Genomic DNA, 19,220 nt, shown 5'->3' with positions numbered 1-19,220 from the left:
CCGAATCCTCACGCGGCGTCGATCACGACCATTCCCATGCGAGGCGACCGTCAGCGCGCGAGGGGGAGGCACGCGCCGATGAGGACGAGGCCCGCCAGCAGCAGGCGACCGCTCCAGAGCTCGTAACGCTCCGTATGTTCGGGCGCCCGGATGGAGGCGTACGACAGGGCTCCGCCCGCGAACAGACTTGTGGCACTCAGAACGACGACCATCGGCGGGCACCCCAGCAGAGACGACACCGGCACGCTGAACCCGAGCAGGTTACCGAACTCCTCGGGCCGGTCTCCAACCCTTCCACACGCTTCACAAAAGGTTTCCACGCCCGCCAAACGGCGTAAGCCGGCGGCCGATCAAAGACGGTGCATGGCGTTAACCATTGAGTTATCTTTGTTAACGGAAACCTTCCGCATCTCGTTAAAATTGCGTAGATTTCATCGTGCCGGGGACGACATCCCGACCCCGAGCTGGACGTTCCGAAGTCTTCCGTAAAAGTCTTCCGTCAGGATTTTCCCCGATGCGTATCCCGAGTGCACGGCTGCCGCGCCCGGCAGCCTGGACGGCCGCGGTTTGCCTGAGCCTTACTGGGGCAGGTGCGGCCGAAGCACATGTGAAGTGGTTCTGCGCCTACGACGTCGTCGGAGCGCCGCGCGGACTCGAGACCGTGCTCTGTGACGACTTCGAGAAGCTCGCCGCCCTCTCCGTCCTCGCCCTCGTGGTCGGCGGGCTCCTCGAAGGCACCGTGCTCGGCGCGGCCCTGACCCGATCCCTCGACCGGGTAACGGGCTGGGCGCGCGCCAACACGGAGCTCCTGTTCCGCGCCGTGTGCGGCGGGTTCTTCGTGGCCCTTTGGTCCCTCGGCGGCGTCATCCTGACGCCGGAGCTCACCACGACGAACGCGGCACTGCCCTGGCTGCAGCTCGCCATTGCGGTCGGCTTCCTGTGGCGCGCGACCCTGCCGTTCTCAGCCGCCGGCATCGTCGCGCTGTTCGCCATCGCGGCGAGCCAGTACGGCGCCTTCCATCTCGCCGATTACCCAATCTTCCTCGGCGTCGCCGTCTACCTCGTGCTGACGACGTTCCAGCGGAAGCTGTTCGGCCTGCGCCCCCTCGACGTGGTGCGCTACGCCGCCGCCATCACCCTGATGTGGGCGTCCGTCGAGAAATGGGCCTATCCCCAATGGACGTTCCCGCTCTTCCTCGAGCACCCGGCCATGACCATGGGCTTCGATGGCGAGTACTTCATGAAGGCCGCCGGCGCGGTGGAGTTCGTCCTCGCCTTCGCCCTGGTCTGCACGCCCCTGATCCGCCGCATCGCCGCGATCCTGCTGGGCGCAGCCTTCGTCTCCGCGATCTTCCAGTTCGGCAAGATCGACGCCATCGGGCATGCCCCGATCATCGTCGCCATGGTCGCCATCGCCGCGGACGACGTGGCTGTTCCGCAGCGCCTGCGCCGGCTCGTGACGATGCCGGTCGGCTACGCCACGGCGCTCGCGTGCTTCATCGGTCTCTATTACGGCGCCCACGCAGCCCTGTACGGCTCCGCGATCCTCTGAGCCGGGTCACTGCCACGGCCTGTGGCGGCCTCAGCGCGCCTCGACGGTCACCGTGAGCTTCATCTTCGGATGAATGCCGCACAGCACCGCGAAGGTTCCGGCGACGGGAAACACGATCCTGGCCTTCTCGCCCGGTTCCTGATCCCCGGAATCGAACGTGAAGTCCGGTGCGTCGACATAGGCATGGTGCAGGAGGTCGGCGTCGTCGTTGAGAACCTGCACGGTCTCACCGCGCTTGATCACGAGGGCCGCCGGCTGGAACGCCCGCCCCTTCTGCGAGACCTCGTGGACGCGTCCACCGATGGCCGAGACCATCATGACGGTGGCGCCCGTAGCCGCAAAGGCCGCCATCGCGGCGATACGAAACAGAGCGTGCATGGACCCTCCTGTCCGGCGGTTCGGCCGGATGTCGCTGCGCCGAGACATCGGGGGGCGAGCCCAGCCATTGCCATTCGGGGGTCACGGTGCCGCCAGCGAAGTAAAGACCGGGTTAAGTACCTGCTTCAGCGTCCTCTGGGTACGCCGTGCTGTCGGACGCCGAAACCCGTGGTCGATCGGAGTGTCGCCATGCATTGGCGGACAGCGGGACCGCTGCAGGACCGCAAGGTCACCTTAACCTGTTGCTGGCAAGGCTTGGGGCTCCATGCCGAGACCTAAGAATTCGGCCACGGGAACCTGTCGATGATCCCCCCTGAGAGAGCTCCCTCTCACCGCAAATCTCCATTCCCGCATGCCGCCCTTGCCGGCGCCCGGCGGATGCTTGGCACGATCCGCGGCCGCATCACCGTCGCGTTCCTCGTCACCAGCACCATCACGGCGACCCTCGGCCTGTCCGCCGCCACCAGCATCCGCCGCGCCGACGAACTCGTGAGCCGGACGTTCGACAATTCGCTGATGTCGATCAATTACGCACGCGCGGCCGCCGCCGATTTCGCCGGCATGCGCGCCGCCGATGCCCGACGCTGGACGACCAACGACGCGACCATGCGCGGCGCCCTCAACCAGCGGATCGCCGCCCTCCGGCAATCCTATACGGAAAGTCTCGAAATCGCCGTCGACCGGGCGCAATCGGTCCGGGCGAGCCGGGCGGCCGTGGCCGTGGCCGGCGAGGTGGAGGAATGGCTCGGTGCGCGCCTGAAGCTCTCGGACGGACCGGGTCAGGAGGCGGCCTGGGCCGCCCTCGACCGGCACGCCGTGGCGGCCGAGGAGAACTTCGACCTTCTCATCAACTACACCGCCGGCGACGGCTTCACCTACCGGCAGGAAGCCCGTGCGGTCGTCGCCCGCGAGACGATGCTCAACCTCATCGGCACGCTCATCGCCATCCTGCTGTCCGGCACGGTGGCATACGCCCTGGGCCGCCGCATCATCCGCCCCCTGGCCGATGCCTCCCAGGTCGCATCGCGGATCGCTGCGGGTGATCTCAGCGGCGACATCCCGGCCGGTAGCGCCGACGAGGTCGGCCGGCTCCTCGCCTCGATGGAGGTCATGCGCGCCAACATCCGCAGCGCCATGGAGCAGGAGGTCGCCCAACGGGTCACCGCCGAGGCCCACCTCGCCGACGCCCTCGAGACCTCGCAGGAGGGTATCGTGGTGGTGGATGCGGAGGGGCACGTCACCCTCACCAACGGCCAGGCCGAATCCTATCTCGGCGTGGACGCGGGTTCGATCCCACCCGGCACCACCGTGGCGCAGCTCGCCGCGGCCACATCGGATTCGACCAATCTCGCCCGCGCCCTCCTTCACCCCTCCCACGAGAACGGCGAGCACCGACTGAGCGACGGCCGCTGGTTGCGGATCGGTCGGAGCCGGACCCAGGATGGCGGCTTCATGGCCGTGTGCAGCGACATCACCCTGCTGAAGGAGCAGGAAGCCGATCTCGTCTCGACCAACCTGCGCCTGGACACGGCCCTCGACAACATGTCCCAGGGCCTGTGCCTGTTCGATGCCGAGGGCCGGCTCACCGTCGTCAACCGCCGCTATCTCGAAATCTTCGATCTGCCGCCGGATTCCAACATTCTCGGCCTCGCACACGAGAAACTCGTCGCCCTCGGGGGCATTGCGGCGCTGGGCCGTGAGGTTGCCCTGACCGGACCGGAGGGGACGATCAAGGGACGGGACCTGAAGCATCTCAAGAACGGCCGGATCATCGCCATCTCCCACAAATCCGTGGCCGGCGGCGGGATGGTGGCGACCTACGAGGATGTGACCGAACGGCGGCAGGCGGAGGCGCGCATCGCCTTCATGGCCCGCCACGACGTGCTCACCGGCCTACCGAACCGGACGGTCTTCGTCGAGCGTATCAACGAAGCCCTGGCCCATCTCGGACGCGGCAGCCGGTTCTCCGTGCTCTGCCTCGACCTCGACCGGTTCAAGGAGGTCAACGACACCCTGGGGCATCCCGTCGGCGACGCGCTCCTGCGCGCCGTGGCCGAGCGCCTCGGTGCCTGCGTGCGCGAGGTCGATACGGTCGCGCGCCTCGGCGGCGACGAATTCGCGATCATCCTCAGCGACATCCATCGCCCGGACGACGCCGCGGTGCTGGCCCGGCGCATCGTCGAGGTGATCAGCACGCCCTACACCCTCGACGGACATCAGGTCAGCGTCGGCGTCAGCATCGGCATCTGCTTCGCACCGGGCGACGGCACCAGTTGTGACAAGCTCCTCAAGAACGCCGACGTCGCCCTGTACCGTGCCAAGGCCGACGGTCGGGGCACGTGGCGCTTCTTCGAGATCGACATGGACATCCGCCTTCAGGCCCGGCGTGCCCTCGAGCTCGACCTGCGCGAGGCCCTGGCCAACGGCGAGTTCGAGCTGCATTACCAGCCCATCTACGACTTCCGGGCCCGGCGCATCGGCGGGTTCGAGGCCCTGGTGCGCTGGATCCACCCGACGCGCGGCCTCGTCTCGCCGGGCGAATTCATCACCATCGCCGAGGAAATCGGCCTCATCGTGCCGCTGGGCGCCTGGTGCCTGAAGACCGCCTGTCAGGAGGCCATGCGCTGGCCCGACGGCATCAAGGTCGCGGTCAACGTCTCGGCCGTGCAGTTCCGCGACGAAATCATCGTCGCCTCCGTGCGCGAGGCCCTGGCGGCCAGCCGGCTTCGGCCCGAGCGCCTCGAACTCGAGATCACGGAATCCGTCCTGCTCAAGGACAACGTCGCCACCCTGGCGACCCTGCACGCCCTGAGGCGCCTCGGGGTCCGCATCGCCATGGACGATTTCGGCACGGGCTACTCGTCCTTGAGCTACCTGCGCAGCTTTCCCTTCGACAAGATCAAGATCGACCAGTCGTTCGTGCGCGACATCACGCCGGCATCCGATTCCGGTCTCATTGTCCGGGCAGTGATCGGACTGGGCTCCAGCCTGGGCATGCGGACCACCGGCGAGGGAATCGAGACCCAGACCCAGTTCGACCGCCTCCAGGCGGAGGGCTGCGACGAGGGCCAGGGCTACCTCATCGCGAAGCCCGGCCCTGCCGCCACCGTGCCGGAGACGATCGCGCGCTGGTCCGGAACCCGGCCGATCCCGTCGCGGGCCGTCGCCTAGGGTCGATGGGCGTGATCCGATGGTCCGGTCCCCGTCGGCCTTGCCCTCCTCACGATGTTTGTCTTCGGTGGCTCGGCGCTCCGGCTTTTCGTGCGTCGGCATGAGGCCCGCCTACGCGAGCAGGCCGAGACGGCGGTTCGAGGTCCCCTGATGTATGTCGCGTCTGTTCCGCCGTTCCTCGGATGACATCGCGCACCGAGCTGGCGGAGCAGAACCCTGCTACTGCGCCAACCCACCAACCGGTGGAGCCTGTGTGAACCACCAGAAGGTGACCGCCCCGAGCGTGATCAGGAGGATGAAGAGAGTGATCTGGATCCAGCGTGTCATGCTGCTGGACTAGCATGGTGCTGGTGAGTGGGCGAGACGGTGCGCCGAACTCACATGATGAAGCCGGTCGGGGGCCGGCGACCGGTATGAGGATGGATGCGGGCCTCGTTCGCCCCTTTTGGTCAGAACCCGCCCTGCACGCAGGAACCTCGGCAAGCAGCTCGCATCGAACCCGGTCGCCGAGTTTCGATTCGAATGGAGGCCCGTTGGGTCATGAACGTGACCTGCTCCCGGGCAGCGCACCTCGGCGAAACGGCGTGACGACGGCACAAGCCTCCATCGTGGAGAAACCCGTGCGGCCCGTCTCCGCCCTAGACACAACGTTGAGCTCTGGAAGCGCTGGAGCAGGCCGTCGCCGGAGAAAGTCAGGCCGGTCATGGTGGGTCCGCTTCCTGCCAAGCGCAGAACCGAGGCTCATGGCACATGCAACCTGTGCACGGTTCCCGAATCAGGACGGATCGGGCTATCTCAAGCTTCGCCGTAAGTGCGGCGCACCACCTGAGGAGCCTGGATGACCAAAGACGTGCAGCACGATCGCTCCGCCTCGCCGCTCGCATCTGTCTCTGACGAGATCCATCCAAACCCACTCAAGCGAATGCCGGACATACCGTCCGAAGACGTTTCCCCGACACCCGCAGAAGACGCGGATCTCGCGGCCTTCCATACCGAGAGCTTCGAGGGCTTCAGCTCCTTCGGCTGATCACGGCTCGGAATCGTGGACGGCCTGCGGCGGGCGTAAAACCTGTCGTCCCAGGCCGTCCCCTTCATCGTCTTACGACGAAACGGCGCGATCGTTGCTCGGTTCGCCCCTGGATCGAACCCGACCCGTGCTGCTTTTCAGGGAACGGGCCACCAGCGGGTCGAGGTCCGCGGACGCCTCTCCGAGCTGATCGAAGAGCGGGCGTTTCCGGCCGGGCGCTGCAGTGGGGAATCGGTGGTGCCGCAAGAGGGATTCGAACCCCCGACCCCCTCATTACGAATGAGGTGCTCTACCAGCTGAGCTATTGCGGCGCGAGGCGGTGCGGACCGTGAGGTCGGCGCGGCGTCGTTGGCAGGGTCATATCCGGCCGGGTCGGAATTGGCAAGATGGTCCGGGACGGCGCGGCGGTTACGGGGTGTCGCGATGCAGGCGGGACACTATGCGCGGGCATCGTGCGGTCGGCCGGGGCAGGGCGGGCCGGCTTGCTTGACGGGGGCTCCCGCGGATTCGAAGGGTTGGGGACCGTCTTCGAAGGATCGCCATGTCGCTCTTCGCCCGCCTGCGCGCCTATGCCGCCGACGCCTTCGGGCTCGGGCAGCCCGCCGACGTCGCCGAGGGGGCCGACGAGCGCCTTGCCGCCATCGCGCTCCTCGTCCACGTGGCGCGGGCCGACGGCATCCTGGCACCGGAGGAGACCGAGCGCCTCGCCCGTCTCGTCGAGGGGCGCTTCGCCGAAACCCGGGGCGAGGCCGAAGCCCTGATCGCGCGCGCCGCCGCCTTCGATGCGCAGACCCGGGACATGGCGGCCCTGGTGGAGATGATCGGCCACGAAGCCGGGCACGACCAGAAGGCGCGGCTGCTCGCCATGGCGTGGTCCGTCGCCGCGGCCGACGGGACCGTCCACGAGTTCGAGGAGGCCCTGGTCTGGCGCCTCGGCGGATTGCTCGGCTTCGACGAGGCCGGCATCGCCAAGGCCCGCGCCGGAGATCCCCTCGCGGCCGTTCCGTAGGAACGGTCTCATGATCATCGGCCTGACCCTGATCCTGGCGGCCCAGCTCCTGGGCGAGGCCCTGGCCCGAGCCACCGGGGTGCCGGTGCCCGGCCCCGTCATCGGAATGGCCCTGCTGCTCGTCTTCCTCGTGGTCCGCGACCGCTACGCGCGCGTCGCGGCCAAAATCCTGCCGCCGCCCCTGGTGAACGGGCAGCTCGAGGGCGCCGGGCGCGGGCTCCTGGCCAACCTCTCCCTGATGTTCGTGCCGGCCGGCGCCGGCATCGTCGGACGCCTCGACGTGCTCGCCGTGCACGGGGCGGCCCTGGCCGTCATCGTCGTGGTCTCGACCCTGACGACGCTCGCCGCCACGGCTCTCACCTTCGTCTGGGTCTCGCGCTGGATGCGCTCGGGGGAGGGGGCGTGACCGGCGACTTCGCCGTCTGGGTCTACCTGTCGCGGACGCCGCTCCTGTGGCTCACCGTGACCCTGGTGGCCTACGTGGTGGCCGACCGGATCGCCACGGCGACGAACCGGAATCCCCTGGCCAACCCGGTGCTGGTGGCCATCGCCCTCACGGCCGCGGTGCTGGAGGTGACGCGGACACCCTACGCCACGTATTTCGAGGGCGCGCAATTCGTGCACTTCCTCCTGGGGCCGGCCACCGTGGCCCTGGCATTCCCGCTCTACGAGTACCGCGCCACGGTCCTGCGCGCCCTGGCGCCGATGCTGGCTGCCCTCGTCGTCGGTTCCGTCGTCGCCCTGTCCTCGGCCCTGACCCTCGGCCACCTCTTCGGCGTGCCGCGCGAGGTGATCGTGTCGCTGGCGCCGAAATCCGTCACCACGGGTGTCGCCATGGGCATCGCTCAGACCCTCGGCGGCGACCCGACGCTCGCCGCCGTCATCGTCATGCTGACGGGCATGACCGGCGGCATCCTGGTCACCCCGCTCATGAACCTCCTGCGCATCCGCGACATGCGCGCCCGGGGGTTCGCCGCCGGGCTCGCCGCCCACGGGGTCGGCACGGCCCGCGCCTTCCAGGTCGATGTGGTGGCCGGTGCCTTCGCGGGCATCGCGCTTGGGCTCAACGCCTTCCTCACGGCGATGCTGGCCCCCATCGCCGTGAGTTTCTTGCGATAAGTTCGTTCTTTATCCGACCGCCACGGGCGTCGGCACGAACCGGCCATCTGCGCCGGCACGCATGTCAATGCGCCGGTCGTGCAGGGCGTGCAGGGTCGAGCGGTGGCCGATGGAGACGATGGTGGTCTCGGGCAGGCGCGCGCGCAGCATCCAGTAGATCGCCGCTTCGGTCGGCTCGTCGAGGGCGGCGGTGGATTCGTCGAGGAAGAGCCAGTCGGGCTTGGCCAGAACCGCGCGGGCGACGGCGAGGCGCTGCTGCTCGCCCCCCGAGAGGCGCTGATCCCAGGCATCGACTTCGTCGAGGCGGTCGACGAGCTGCGGCAATTGCGCCGCCGCCAAGGCGTCCCGGATCGCGTCGTCCGAAAACTGGTCGGTGGTGGCCGGATAAACTACGGCCCCACGCAGAGTGCCGAGGGGAATGTAGGGCCGCTGCGGCAGCACCAGGGCGGACTGGCCCTTGGGCAGGTCGATCCGGCCCTTTCCGAACGGCCAGATGCCCGCGATCGCCCGGAACAGGGTCGACTTGCCGGACCCGGAAGGGCCCGTGAGCAGGGTCGCTCCCCCCTTGGAAATCGTGAGCGTATCCGCCGCGACGATCGTGCGCCCGTCCGGCAGGCCGAGGGTCAGGCCAGCGGCGGTGACGTCGCCGCGCGTGTCGTTCCCCTGGAACAGGCTCTCGCCGGTGCCGCCGATGGCCTCGGCTTTCGTCATCGCGCGCTTGAACGAGGACAGGCGGTTGGTATTGGCCCGGTAGGCCGCGATGGTCACGTAGGAGTTGATGAAGAACGACAGCGAGGATTGCACGCTGCTGAAGGCATCACCGGTCTGCTGGAACTGGCCCAGGGTGATCTTCTTCAGGAAGTAGGAGGGTGCCGCCAGGATATACGGGAAGACGACGCTGATCTGGCTGTAGGACAGGGTGAAGCTGCCGAGCTTGATCCGCCGGACGATGATGCCGAGGTAGTTGTCGACGATCTCGTGGAACAGGCTGCCGAGGCGTACCGTTTCGGCGCGCTCGCCGCGCAGCAGCGCGATCTGCTCGCCGTAGATCCGGGTGCGGGCCAGCGAGAAGCGGAAATCGGCCTCCACCTTCTCCTGCCGGAAGTCGAGCCCGATCAGCGGGCGGCCGATGATGTGGGTGAGCCAGGTGCCCACCACCGCGTAGCCGACGACGAGCCAGACCAGGAAACCCGGGACGACGGTGTCGGTGAAAGGGAGCACGAAATCGCGCGACAGGCCCCATAGGATGACCATGAAGGAGACCAGGGTCGCGGCCTGGGACAGCAGCCGGATGGAGAGCGTCGTGGTCTGCGAGATGAACAGGTTCACATCGCTCTGGATGCGCTGGTCCGGGTTGTCCGCGTGCTCGTCGGTGAACGGCACCCGGTAATGCGTGCCCGCGTCGAGCCAGCGGCCATAGAAGCTGCGGGTGAGCCAGGTGCGCCAGCGAATATGCAGGGAGGCGTCGACGAAGGTGTCGAACATGCCGACCACGACCCAGATCGTGGCGAGCGGCGTGAACACCCAGACGAGCTGATACCAGAATGCGTCGGCGTTGTATTCCTGCAGGGCGTTGAAGAGGTCGCGGAACCAGAAGTTCAGGCGTAGCTGCAGGGCGACCTGCGCGAAGGTGACGAAGATCGACAGCGCGACGAGGCGTTGACCGATCTTGCCCTCGGAGGAGCCGAACAGTCGGAACGGCCCGATTTCCCGCGTCGGCTTGTCGGTGGTGGCGAAGTAGGGGTCGGCGATGAGCGTGATCGCGCGGATCGGTTCGAGATGCGAGACCGCCAGGACGATTCCGGCGAAGACCACCGCTCCGGTGGCGGCGAAGCTCGGCGGCAGCAGGGCGGCCAGCGTCGTCGGAAGCAGACTGAAGGCCGCGAGTTGCTTGGCGCCCGCGAGGAACAGGTAACCGACGCCGTAGACCGAGACGAAGACCTTCAGGTAGGCCGAGAGCTTCCCCGAGGCGAGCAGGATGCCCACCATGGCGAGACCGCTTAAGGAAACGTAGAGCGGGGGTGACGCTTCCCCGGGTAACGCCAGCAGGACGAGCGCGAACAACGCCGTCACGGCAGCCTGCAGGCCGAGGCCCGTCCTCAATACGGCCACGTGCGTCTTCTCCCTGTGATGATCTTTAGGTCCGCGCGCCGTGGCGGAGTTCAGGGGTGCGGGAGTGACGGCGGGTCGTGGCGAGATCGTGGCCGCGCGCGCGCAGCGCCCCCCGGCCGGATCGATCCACGAAACCGCGAGCGATCACTGCCAGTCCCAGTCGCCGTAATCGGGCTCGCGGCAGCGGTAACCGATGGGGCATTCGGGGTTGTCGCGGGTCGGGACAAAGCGGAGATCGGCGATCTCGGTGATCTCGCAGAAGCTGCGGTCGCGGACGAAGCGCTGGAAGGTCTGGTTGCCGGTATCGAGAAGGATTGCTCCCTGGCGCTTCACCAGCGCCATGGCATCGGCACAGGTCATGCGACCGGTGGTCTGGGCGCTCGCGGGCGTCGCCAGGACGACGCAGAGGGCGAGGGCGAAGCATCTCGTCACGATGGCGGGGCGCCGTTCAGAATGGTTCCGATCGGCCAAGCATGGCAGTTTCCATGGGTCGCGAAAAGGGCAGCACCGTCCCCTGCCGTCCGCTTGCCGCAATCCGGCGCTCTATCCACCGACTGTTGCGCCAGCCGGCGCCGATCAGTGTACGGAACGGTACAGGGGCAACCATGTCGGGACTTTCTATCCTCAACCTCGAGGCCGTGCGCGCCGCTCCCGTGTCGCGCGAGCCGTACACCTTCTTCCTCGGGACGGATGTGCTCGACCACGGCGCCATCGACGCGATCCGCGAGGATTTCCCCACCATCGCCAAGCCCGGCTACCTCACCGTCGACGAAGTGGGGCTCAAAGGTCGGTTCAAGGCGCTCATCGACGAGCTGGAGAGCGACGAGTTCTCGCGCATCCTCGGCGAGAAGTTCGGCCTCGACCTCGTCTCGTGCCCGCGCCTGACCACCATCATGAAGAAGAGCCAGCCGAAGTACGGCTCGATCCACACGGATGGCCCGTCGAAGGTGATGACCCTGCTGGTCTACATGAACGACGCCTGGGACGCGCCCGCCGCCGGGCGCCTGCGCGTGCTCTACGACGGCAAGAACTACGAGCCCTTCGCCGTCGAGGTGCCGCCCACCATGGGTACGATGTTCGCTTTCCTGCGGTCCGACAATTCCTGGCACGGCCACGAGCCGTTCGAGGGCGAGCGCCGGGTGGTGCAGGTCGCCTGGGTCAAGGACGCGGCCGAGTTGGAGCGCAAGAAGAAGCGCAACCGGACGGCGCAGTTCCTGAAAGGCATCTTCGGGCGCTGAGGGAGGCCGGACCGACCAGTCGATGCGGACGCGGGTTCGCAAGCGCCGCGATCGGGATTTGATGTACACAAGGATTGTCGCCAGCCTGACCTGATCAGCCAAGACTCGTCCCGCGCCTTCGACTACGTAGTCGCTCCAGCGCCCGATAAAGCTCCGAACTTCGGAAGAGCAGACCGGGTCCAAGGAGACGAGCGCGGAATGGGTCGCGGGGCATGACCGGCAAACTGATCGCGGTGGCCAACATGAAGGGCGGCGTGGGCAAGACCACGACGGTCATCATGCTGGCCGAGGCCCTGGCCGCCGACGGAGCCCGCGTGCTCGTCGTCGACCTCGATCCCCAGGCGAGCGTATCGGTCTGCCTCGCGGGCGAGGCGCTGCTGGCCGAGTTGATCGCGCACGGGCGGACCCTGGAAGCCTACCTCGCCCTCAAGCTGATCGCCCGCGAAAAACCCCTGCTCCAGCCGCGCATCCGTGCCGGCGTGAGCGTGACGATGCATCGGGGCGAGCCCCTCGCCCTCTCCCTGCTTCCGGCGGGGCCGCACCTGCGCCTGGTCGAACGGGAAATCCTCTACGCGCTGACCGCCCGGAACCTGTCCATGCGGGGAATCGACGCCAAGCTGCGCAAAATCTTCACGGACGAATTCCGGCCCCTGGCGCAGGCCTACGACTATGTCCTGTTCGATTGCGCACCCGGCCTTTCGCCGATGACCGAAGTGGCCATCCGCGGCGCAGACCTCGTGCTCGTCGCCTCGATTCCCGATTATCTCTCCACCTACGGGCTGGATGCCTTCGTCCAGATCGTCTGGGAGCAGGGGCGGGACGAGGAAGGCTCCGCGCCCCGGCGGCCGCCGCATGTCCTGGTGACGCGTTTCCAGCAGCAGGTTCGGCAACATCAGCACATCCTCGCGCGGCTGGAGGCCGAAGCGGCATCGGGCGATGCCGGGTTCCGCCTCCTTGCCACACGGATTTCGCAAGCGGCCTCCCTGGCGGAAGCGCTAATGCCGCGCGCCGTCCCGCCGACCTTCTCCGCCAAGTACGGGCCGCACGTGTCCGGCATCCTCCGTCCGCTGATCGGCGAAGTGAAGGAGATCTTCCGTGCCGCTTGACGTGGATGGCCTGGCGATCCTGAAGGCCATCCTGGCGGCGCCGGACGCGTTTCCCGACATCGGCGGGGAGGCCGACAGGGCCGCCCGCATGCTGGTGATCCGGCAGTTGAAGGCGAAGACCTTTCCCCTGTCCGGCTTGCGCCGGGTGTACGAGGTACTCGGACACGAGGTGTTCACCCTCGTGGTCGATGACCTCACGGAGGCCGAAACACGGAATTTCGTGGTCCGCTTCGATCCGCGGCATCCCGATGGAAGGACGGCCCCGCCCCATTGGCTGCGCCGCCAGATCGTGGCGCTGGCGGGCGGCGCCGAACCGCACGCCGGTGGCGAAGTGGCCCGGACGCCGCGTCTCTCCCTCCCGGCCGCCGCTCCGGCGGTCCGTGCCATCGGGAGTCCCGCCTTCACCGCGCGCTGGGACGGAAAGGATCACGATCCACGCCCCCGCAAAGGTAAACGCAAGGCCGGGGATTGATCGTTCGGCGCCACCGCTCGACGCTGTCCCCATCGGTCCGAGCCGCGTCCCCTCAAGCCGATGTCTGGACGTCACGAAAAAAGGGCCGCCCTTCGGCGACCCCTTTTTCGTCGTGATCGGAAGGACGCCTTTCGAGAATCCTGCCCCCGGCCGGACCCTTCTGAGCGAGCCCGGCCGGGGGAGGGTGTCCGAAGACGATCCTTGAGCGCCTGGACTGCTTAGAAGTCCATGCCGCCCATGCCGCCGCCGCCCGGCATCGAGGGGGCGCCGCTGTCCTTCTTCGGAGCATCGGCGATCATGGCTTCCGTGGTCACCAGCAGGCCGGCGATGGAGGACGCGTCCTGCAGGGCGGTGCGCACGACCTTGGCCGGGTCGACGATGCCGGCCTGGATCATGTCGACGTACTCTTCGGTCTGGGCGTTGAAGCCATAGGTGATCGAAGAGGTGTTGTCGGTGATCCTGCCGACGACGATGGAGCCTTCGACGCCGGAGTTGGCGGCGATCTGACGGATGGGGGCCTCGAGGGCCTTCAGCACGATCTTGATGCCGGCCTGGACGTCCGGGTTGTCGCTCTTGAGGGCGCGAACGGCCTCACGGGCGCGGAGGAGGGCGGTACCGCCGCCGGGGACGATGCCCTCTTCCACCGCAGCGCGGGTGGCGTTGAGCGCGTCGTCAACGCGGTCCTTCTTCTCCTTGACCTCGACCTCGGTCGCACCGCCGACGCGGATGACCGCGACGCCGCCGGCGAGCTTGGCCAGACGCTCCTGGAGCTTCTCACGGTCGTAGTCCGAGGTGGTCTCCTCGATCTGCGCCTTGATCTGGGCGACGCGGGCCTCGATGTCCGACTTCTCGCCGAGACCGTCGATGATCGTGGTGGTCTCCTTCTCGATGCGGATGCGCTTGGCGCGGCCGAGCATCGGCAGGGTGACGTTCTCGAGCTTGATGCCGAGATCCTCGGCGATCATTTGACCCTGGGTCAGGATCGCGATGTCCTCGAGCATGGCCTTGCGGCGATCGCCGAAGCCCGGAGCCTTGACGGCCGCGACCTTGAGGCCGCCGCGCAGCTTGTTCACCACGAGTGTGGCGAGCGCCTCGCCCTCGATGTCCTCGGCGATGATGACGAGGGGCTTGCCGGTCTGCACCACGGCCTCGAGAACCGGCAGCATCGCCTGGAGCGACGAGAGCTTCTTCTCGTGGATGAGGATGTAGGGGTCCTCGAGCTCGGCGACCATCTTCTCCGCGTTGGTGATGAAGTACGGGGAGAGGTAGCCGCGGTCGAACTGCATGCCCTCGACGACGTCGAGCTCGGTCTCGGCGGTCTTGGCCTCTTCGACGGTGATGACACCCTCGTTGCCGACCTTCTGCATGGCGTGGGCGATCATCTCGCCGATTTCCTTGTCGCCGTTGGCCGAGATGGTGCCGACCTGGGCGACTTCCTCGGACGAGGCGACCTTCTTGGCGCGGCTCGTGATGTCCTCGACGGCAGCCTTCGTCGCGAGGTCGATGCCGCGCTTGAGGTCCATCGGGTTCATGCCAGCGGCGACGTACTTGGCGCCTTCACGGACGATGGCCTGGGCGAGCACGGTGGCGGTAGTGGTGCCGTCGCCCGCGATGTCGTTGGTCTTCGAGGCCACTTCGCGCACCATCTGGGCGCCCATGTTCTCGAACTTGTCGGCGAGCTCGATCTCCTTGGCGACGGTGACGCCGTCCTTGGTGATCCGGGGAGCGCCGAAGCTCTTCTCGATGACGACGTTACGACCCTTGGGGCCGAGGGTCACCTTCACTGCGTCGGCCAGGATGTCGACGCCGCGCAGCATCTTCTCGCGGGCGTCGGAGCCGAAACGGACTTCTTTCGCTGCCATGTTGAATTCCCTATCTGGTGAGAAGCCCCGAGGCGCTGAAGAAGCGCGCTCAAAGGGCTCGGGTTAAGGACGAAGGAAGGGGTCGGCCGCTTTAGGCGACGACGCCCATGATGTCGGATTCCTTCATGATCAGGAGATCCTGACCGTCGATCTTGACCTCGGTGCCGGACCACTTGCCGAACAGCACGCGATCACCGGCCTTGACGTCGAGGGGGTTGATGCGGCCGGCCTCGTCACGGGCGCCGGGGCCGACGGCGACGATCTCGCCCTCTTGCGGCTTCTCCTTGGCGGTGTCGGGGATGATGATGCCCCCCTTGGTCTTCTCTTCGCCTTCGATACGGCGAACGACGACACGGTCGTGCAGCGGACGGAACTTCATGAGCTGCCCTCTTGCTCTAAATTCATGGATGGCGTTGATGCGGCGCGGCAGCGCGCTCAACCCAGGCCGTTAGCACTCTCGATCGGTGAGTGCCAACGATGCCGCGGAGGTAGGCGCATGCCTTCCGTGAGTCAAGACTGTCGCAGGTCAGCGCGACGGTCGCGCGACGGCTTTCCTCTCCTTCTCCGCCCCGCCACGGACCATCCTTCCCCCAATGATCCTTCAGCGATGATCAGCCTCCATGGACCACACGGCGCGGTCGAGCCCCAGGCCTCGGAGGCCGCCGATGCGACGCCGACCGCCGCCATCTGGATCGATCTCGACGATCCGAACGCCGAGGAGGCCCAGCAGGTCGAGGCTACGACGGGCATCCGCGTCCCCTCTCGAAAAGCCCTGAGCGAGGTGGAGAATTCGAGCCGGCTGCGGCGGCTCAAGAACGGCTTCTCGCTGTCCACGCCGATGATCACCTTCGACAAGGTCGATTCGTCGTTGAAGCCCCTGGGCTTCGTCCTGACCAAGGACCACCTCGTCACCGTGCGGTTCCACGATCTGCGCGCGTTCGCGGAGGTGAAGAAGCGCATCGCCGAGGGCGACGGCCCGGGGACCACGAGCACGGAGATCTTCCTCCTGCTCGTCGAGGAGTTGGTCGACAGCCTGGCCGATGCCCTGGAGGACATGGGCGCCGACCTCGATGCCCTTTCGACCCGGATCTTCGACTTCGACGTGCGTGGCGGTGCGCCCGCCAGCGACGACAAGCTCAAGACTCAGACGCCGCGCCGCCGCGACCTGGCCCTGCGCCGGATCCTGCGCGGCATCGGTCGGCGCGGGAAGGCGCTCGGCAAGATCCGCTCCAGCCTCCTTGGCCTGGAACGCATCGTCCCCTTCGTCGCCAACGAGTGCGAGCATCTCATCGGTGCCGAGCAGGGGCCACGCTTCGAAGCCGTGCGGCGCGATATCGCCTCCCTGGACGAGTTCGAGATCCGTCAGTCGGAGAACGTCCAGTTCCTCCTCGACGCGACGCTCGGCCTCATCAACATGGAGCAGAACAACACCTTCCGGGTGCTGACCGTGGTCTCCGTGGTCGGTATTCCGCCGACTCTCGTCACGTCCCTCTACGGCATGAACTTCAAGCACATGCCCGAACTCGACTGGGCCTACGGCTATCCCTACGGCCTCGCCCTCGTCGTCCTGAGCGCCCTCGTGCCGATGGTCTTCTTCCGGATGCGCGGCTGGTTCTGAGCGCCGCCCCGCCATCCGGTTGACGGATTCTTCGCGCACGTCCGCTTAGCCTGCCCCCAGAGGCGCGAGCTCCCCCTCGACGCAAGGCTGCCCGTTCCCGTCATGGCCGTGATCTGCGCCTTCATCCTCAACGCCGGGCTCAACTTCGTCCTCGGCCTGCTCATCGCGAAGCTGCTGGGCCCGGCGGATTTCGGTCTGTTCGCCCTGGCCACCGCCGGCGCCATCGTGGCCAACACCGTCTTGTTCGAGTGGCTGCGCCTGTCGGCGACGCGGTTCTACTCGATGCGCGTCCGCGAACAGGAACCGTGGATCCGCCAGGGCCTCGACCGGGCCTACGCGGTGCTTGGTGCCGTGCTGCTCGCCGCCGCCCTGGCCTGCGCCGGGCTCGGGCTGGAGGCCGGCCCGGAGAGCCGCGCGGCCATCACGGCCGGCGCGGGCATCGCCGCCCTCGGGATCGGCGTGTTCGACTACCACGCGGCCCTGGCCCGGGCCCGCTTCGATGGCGGCCTCTACTTCCGGCTCGTGGCGATCAAGAACATCCTGGCCTTCGTGCTCATGGCCGGGACGGCATGGCTGCTGCCCCAGCCCGCCTGGGTGCTGGCCGCCGCCGGTCTCAGCCAGTTCCTCGCGACCGCGATCCTGTGGCGGCCCATGCGCGATCCGGTGAGCCCGCGCCTGCGCGTGCGCCTCGCCGAAACCTGGCGCCTGTTCCTCGCCTACGGCCTGCCGCTGATCGCTGCCAACGCCATCTACCAGCTGCTGCCGTTCCTCAATCGCGGCACCATCGCGGCGCAGGCCGGACTCGCCGAAGCCGGCTACTTCGCCCTCGCCGCCGACGTCACCACGCGCAGCATCGGGACCCTCGGCACCGCCCTCGACCTCCTGCTGTTTCAGCTTGCCGTGCGCGTGGAAGAAGAGGAGGGCCGTGCGGCCGCCGAGGCCCAGGTCGGACGCAACGTCGGCACCGTGGTGGCCCTGCTGCTGCCCTGCGCCGTCGGGTTCTGGGCGATCCTCCCCGCCCTGCAGGCCCTCGTGGTGCCGGACGCCTATCGCGGTCCGTTCGCGGCCTATGCCGGCCTGATGATCCCCGGCTTCTTTTGCCTCGCGATGATGAACTTCGCCCTCAATCCGATCTTCCAGATCCGCCGCAGGACCCTGCCGGTCATCGCCGCCGCCGTGCTCGGGCTCGCCGTCGATGCCCTCGGCCTGTGGCTCCTGCCGCCGCTCATGGGACCGGAGGGCATCGCCGCGGCACAGACGGCGGGCCTCGCCGCCGCCACCGGTTTCCTGGCGATCCGCGCGCTGACGGGACGGGAGCGGCTCCGCTTGCCGTGGTGGGACCTCCTGGCGGCACTGGTCGCCTGCGCCGCCATGGCCCTGTGCCTCGTGCCCCTGCGCCATCTCGAACCCGTGCGGGCGCTGGCCCTCGGCCTGCCCCTCGGCATCCTCGTCTACGGCGCGTTCACCTGGGCCTTCGATATCGCCGGCCTGCGCAGCCTTGTCGCGGCACGGCTCGCCGAGCGGCGCGGCACGGCACCGAAAGCGGCGGAATAGCCCACGCTCGGTGGTGCGGGACCGGATGCAATCGCGAACGATTCTCATTAGGATCGGGGCACAAAATACGAAGACGGACCGGGCGCACCGCCCGGCCAGGGCGGGAAACGATGCGGTCATACGAGCCTCACGACGCGGACGCGGCGGCGGACATCGTCCGGGCGGCCGCCGCCCGGACAGAGCACCTGCGTCTCGTCGGCGGCGGCACCAAGGCGGGAATCGGCCGTCCGGTCCAAGATCCCGCATCCGAGGACGAGGCGACGCTCTCCACCGCCGGGCTCTCGGGCATCACCCTGTACGAGCCGGCCGAGATGGTGGTCTCGGCGCTCGCCGGCACGCCGCTCGCCGAGGTGCAGGCGCTACTGACCGGGCGCGGCCAGATGCTGCCGTTCGAGCCCATGGACCATCGCCGCCTCATGGGGACGGACGGCACGCCGAGCTTCGGCGCGGTGGCCTCCACCAACACTTCCGGTCCGCGCCGGATCAATGCCGGGGCGGCCCGCGACAGCCTCATCGGCGTGCGCTTCGTCAATGGCCGGGGCGAGATCATCAAATCCGGCGGCCGGGTGATGAAGAACGTCACCGGTCTCGACCTCGTGAAGCTCATGGCCGGGGCCTGGGGTACCCTCGGCCTGCTCACGGAGGTGACGTTCAAGGTCCTGCCCGTGCAGGAGCGGATCTCCACCCTCGTGTTCTCCGGCCTCGACGATGCCCGCGCCGTCGCCGCCCTCGCGGCCGCCCTCGGTTCGCCGTTCGAACTGACGGGCGCCGCCCACTTGCCGGCCGGGATCGGCGGCCCCGAGGCCCGCACCGCCCTGCGCGTCGAGGGATTTTCGGACTCCGTGGCCTATCGGCTCGGCGAACTGACGACGTTGCTCCGGCGCTTCGGCGCCCCCGAAATCGTCGAGGGTGATACCGGGACCGACCTCTGGACCGGCATCCGCGACGCCGTCCCCCTGGCCGAGCCGGCCGGTGCCGCCATCTGGCGCATCTCCACCGCCC

18 protein-coding genes and 1 tRNA gene are annotated in these 19,220 nt (G+C 67.9%); 12 read left to right on the top strand and 7 right to left on the bottom strand.

Features of this window, described 5'->3' with window-relative positions; all coding sequences use genetic code 11:
• Nucleotides 1-50: 50 nt before the first annotated feature.
• The gene (locus tag FV218_RS22635) at nt 51-212 is read right to left on the bottom strand and encodes a hypothetical protein (protein WP_187272963.1); all 162 of its coding nucleotides are present in this window, start codon (nt 210-212) and stop codon (nt 51-53) included.
• A 302-nt stretch (nt 213-514) separates the two neighbouring features.
• On the opposite strand from FV218_RS22635, the gene FV218_RS05050 reads away from it, so the two are divergent.
• The gene (locus FV218_RS05050) at nt 515-1,552 is read left to right on the top strand and encodes a hypothetical protein (RefSeq protein WP_147708923.1); all 1,038 of its coding nucleotides are present in this window, start codon (nt 515-517) and stop codon (nt 1,550-1,552) included.
• 30 nt (nt 1,553-1,582) lie between these two features.
• On the opposite strand, the gene FV218_RS05045 is transcribed toward FV218_RS05050, so the two are convergent.
• Nucleotides 1,583-1,930, bottom strand: coding sequence for a hypothetical protein (locus FV218_RS05045; protein ID WP_338011695.1), 348 nt, complete (start codon nt 1,928-1,930; stop codon nt 1,583-1,585).
• 378 nt (nt 1,931-2,308) lie between these two features.
• On the opposite strand from FV218_RS05045, the gene FV218_RS05040 reads away from it, so the two are divergent.
• Together FV218_RS05040 and FV218_RS05035 are read left to right on the top strand one after the other, a co-directional pair.
• Nucleotides 2,309-5,101 (top strand): EAL domain-containing protein, encoded by a 2,793-nt coding sequence (locus FV218_RS05040; RefSeq protein ID WP_246684990.1) that lies wholly within the window; start codon nt 2,309-2,311, stop codon nt 5,099-5,101.
• Nucleotides 5,102-5,939: 838 nt separating this feature from the next.
• Nucleotides 5,940-6,128 (top strand): hypothetical protein, encoded by a 189-nt coding sequence (locus FV218_RS05035; protein WP_147708921.1) that lies wholly within the window; start codon nt 5,940-5,942, stop codon nt 6,126-6,128.
• Between the two features lie 235 nt (nt 6,129-6,363).
• Here the strand turns inward: FV218_RS05035 and FV218_RS05030 are convergent.
• Nucleotides 6,364-6,439, bottom strand: a tRNA-Thr gene (locus FV218_RS05030).
• Between the two features lie 230 nt (nt 6,440-6,669).
• Between FV218_RS05030 and FV218_RS05025 the strand changes: the two genes are divergently transcribed.
• Genes FV218_RS05025 through FV218_RS05015 form a run of 3 tightly spaced genes read left to right on the top strand, consistent with a single transcriptional unit; the run spans nt 6,670 to nt 8,256 of the window.
• Nucleotides 6,670-7,137: a TerB family tellurite resistance protein gene (locus tag FV218_RS05025; RefSeq protein ID WP_056094929.1), complete on the top strand. Its 468-nt coding sequence runs from the start codon at nt 6,670-6,672 to the stop codon at nt 7,135-7,137.
• Nucleotides 7,138-7,147: 10 nt separating this feature from the next.
• Nucleotides 7,148-7,543, top strand: a complete 396-nt coding sequence (locus FV218_RS05020) for a CidA/LrgA family protein (RefSeq protein WP_056094926.1) — start codon at nt 7,148-7,150, stop codon at nt 7,541-7,543.
• Entirely contained in the window at nt 7,540-8,256 is a 717-nt protein-coding gene (locus FV218_RS05015; RefSeq protein ID WP_056094923.1) for an LrgB family protein, read from the top strand. The genes FV218_RS05020 and FV218_RS05015 overlap by 4 nt, the downstream gene beginning before the upstream one ends.
• A 9-nt stretch (nt 8,257-8,265) precedes the next feature.
• On the opposite strand, the gene FV218_RS05010 is transcribed toward FV218_RS05015, so the two are convergent.
• A complete protein-coding gene (locus FV218_RS05010; RefSeq protein ID WP_147708920.1) occupies nt 8,266-10,368 on the bottom strand; it encodes an ABC transporter ATP-binding protein/permease in 2,103 nt (700 codons plus the stop codon).
• A 144-nt stretch (nt 10,369-10,512) separates the two neighbouring features.
• Nucleotides 10,513-10,728 (bottom strand): hypothetical protein, encoded by a 216-nt coding sequence (locus FV218_RS05005; protein WP_244475062.1) that lies wholly within the window; start codon nt 10,726-10,728, stop codon nt 10,513-10,515.
• Between the two features lie 245 nt (nt 10,729-10,973).
• Between FV218_RS05005 and FV218_RS05000 the strand changes: the two genes are divergently transcribed.
• From FV218_RS05000 to FV218_RS04990, 3 genes are all read left to right on the top strand, one after another.
• Nucleotides 10,974-11,606: a 2OG-Fe(II) oxygenase gene (locus FV218_RS05000; protein WP_056094919.1), complete on the top strand. Its 633-nt coding sequence runs from the start codon at nt 10,974-10,976 to the stop codon at nt 11,604-11,606.
• 212 nt (nt 11,607-11,818) lie between these two features.
• On the top strand, nt 11,819-12,712 hold the full coding sequence (locus FV218_RS04995; RefSeq protein ID WP_147708919.1) for an AAA family ATPase: 894 nt from the start codon (nt 11,819-11,821) through the stop codon (nt 12,710-12,712).
• The gene (locus FV218_RS04990) at nt 12,702-13,184 is read left to right on the top strand and encodes a hypothetical protein (protein ID WP_147708918.1); all 483 of its coding nucleotides are present in this window, start codon (nt 12,702-12,704) and stop codon (nt 13,182-13,184) included. Before FV218_RS04995 ends, FV218_RS04990 begins: the two co-directional genes overlap by 11 nt.
• Before the next feature lie 218 nt (nt 13,185-13,402).
• Here the strand turns inward: FV218_RS04990 and groL are convergent, their stop codons facing one another.
• Together groL and groES are read right to left on the bottom strand one after the other, a co-directional pair.
• Nucleotides 13,403-15,046: a chaperonin GroEL gene (groL, locus tag FV218_RS04985; RefSeq protein WP_056094910.1), complete on the bottom strand. Its 1,644-nt coding sequence runs from the start codon at nt 15,044-15,046 to the stop codon at nt 13,403-13,405.
• A gap of 91 nt (nt 15,047-15,137) precedes the next feature.
• Nucleotides 15,138-15,425: a co-chaperone GroES gene (gene groES, locus FV218_RS04980; RefSeq protein WP_056094907.1), complete on the bottom strand. Its 288-nt coding sequence runs from the start codon at nt 15,423-15,425 to the stop codon at nt 15,138-15,140.
• A gap of 228 nt (nt 15,426-15,653) precedes the next feature.
• On the opposite strand from groES, the gene FV218_RS04975 reads away from it, so the two are divergent.
• From FV218_RS04975 to FV218_RS04965, 3 genes are all read left to right on the top strand, one after another.
• Entirely contained in the window at nt 15,654-16,664 is a 1,011-nt protein-coding gene (locus FV218_RS04975) for a magnesium transporter CorA family protein (RefSeq protein ID WP_147708917.1), read from the top strand.
• A gap of 102 nt (nt 16,665-16,766) precedes the next feature.
• On the top strand, nt 16,767-18,218 hold the full coding sequence (locus FV218_RS04970) for a polysaccharide biosynthesis C-terminal domain-containing protein (protein WP_147708916.1): 1,452 nt from the start codon (nt 16,767-16,769) through the stop codon (nt 18,216-18,218).
• A 110-nt stretch (nt 18,219-18,328) separates the two neighbouring features.
• The coding region (locus FV218_RS04965; protein WP_147708915.1) for an FAD-binding protein at nt 18,329-19,220 on the top strand (892 nt) is incomplete at its 3' end.

This window comes from Methylobacterium sp. WL69, assembly GCF_008039485.1.
GTDB lineage: Bacteria > Pseudomonadota > Alphaproteobacteria > Rhizobiales > Beijerinckiaceae > Methylobacterium.
The sequence above is the reverse complement of the archived record's forward strand: the minus strand, read 5'-3'. Positions and strand labels throughout refer to the sequence as shown.

Bases quoted from the DNA above. Each gene is read 5' to 3' on its own strand.
- FV218_RS05050 (WP_147708923.1), top strand. From the start codon at position 515: ATGCGTATCCCGAGTGCACGGCTGCCGCGCCCGGCAGCCTGGACGGCC.
- FV218_RS05000 (WP_056094919.1), top strand. From the start codon at position 10,974: ATGTCGGGACTTTCTATCCTCAACCTCGAGGCCGTGCGCGCCGCTCCC.
- groES (WP_056094907.1), bottom strand. From the start codon at position 15,425: ATGAAGTTCCGTCCGCTGCACGACCGTGTCGTCGTTCGCCGTATCGAA.
- FV218_RS05045 (WP_338011695.1), bottom strand. From the start codon at position 1,930: ATGCACGCTCTGTTTCGTATCGCCGCGATGGCGGCCTTTGCGGCTACG.
- FV218_RS05025 (WP_056094929.1), top strand. From the start codon at position 6,670: ATGTCGCTCTTCGCCCGCCTGCGCGCCTATGCCGCCGACGCCTTCGGG.
- FV218_RS04995 (WP_147708919.1), top strand. From the start codon at position 11,819: ATGACCGGCAAACTGATCGCGGTGGCCAACATGAAGGGCGGCGTGGGC.
- FV218_RS05005 (WP_244475062.1), bottom strand. From the start codon at position 10,728: ATGACCTGTGCCGATGCCATGGCGCTGGTGAAGCGCCAGGGAGCAATC.
- FV218_RS05035 (WP_147708921.1), top strand. From the start codon at position 5,940: ATGACCAAAGACGTGCAGCACGATCGCTCCGCCTCGCCGCTCGCATCT.
- FV218_RS05040 (WP_246684990.1), top strand. From the start codon at position 2,309: ATGCTTGGCACGATCCGCGGCCGCATCACCGTCGCGTTCCTCGTCACC.
- groL (WP_056094910.1), bottom strand. From the start codon at position 15,046: ATGGCAGCGAAAGAAGTCCGTTTCGGCTCCGACGCCCGCGAGAAGATG.
- FV218_RS04975 (WP_147708917.1), top strand. From the start codon at position 15,654: ATGATCAGCCTCCATGGACCACACGGCGCGGTCGAGCCCCAGGCCTCG.
- FV218_RS05020 (WP_056094926.1), top strand. From the start codon at position 7,148: ATGATCATCGGCCTGACCCTGATCCTGGCGGCCCAGCTCCTGGGCGAG.
- FV218_RS22635 (WP_187272963.1), bottom strand. From the start codon at position 212: ATGGTCGTCGTTCTGAGTGCCACAAGTCTGTTCGCGGGCGGAGCCCTG.
- FV218_RS04970 (WP_147708916.1), top strand. From the start codon at position 16,767: ATGGCCGTGATCTGCGCCTTCATCCTCAACGCCGGGCTCAACTTCGTC.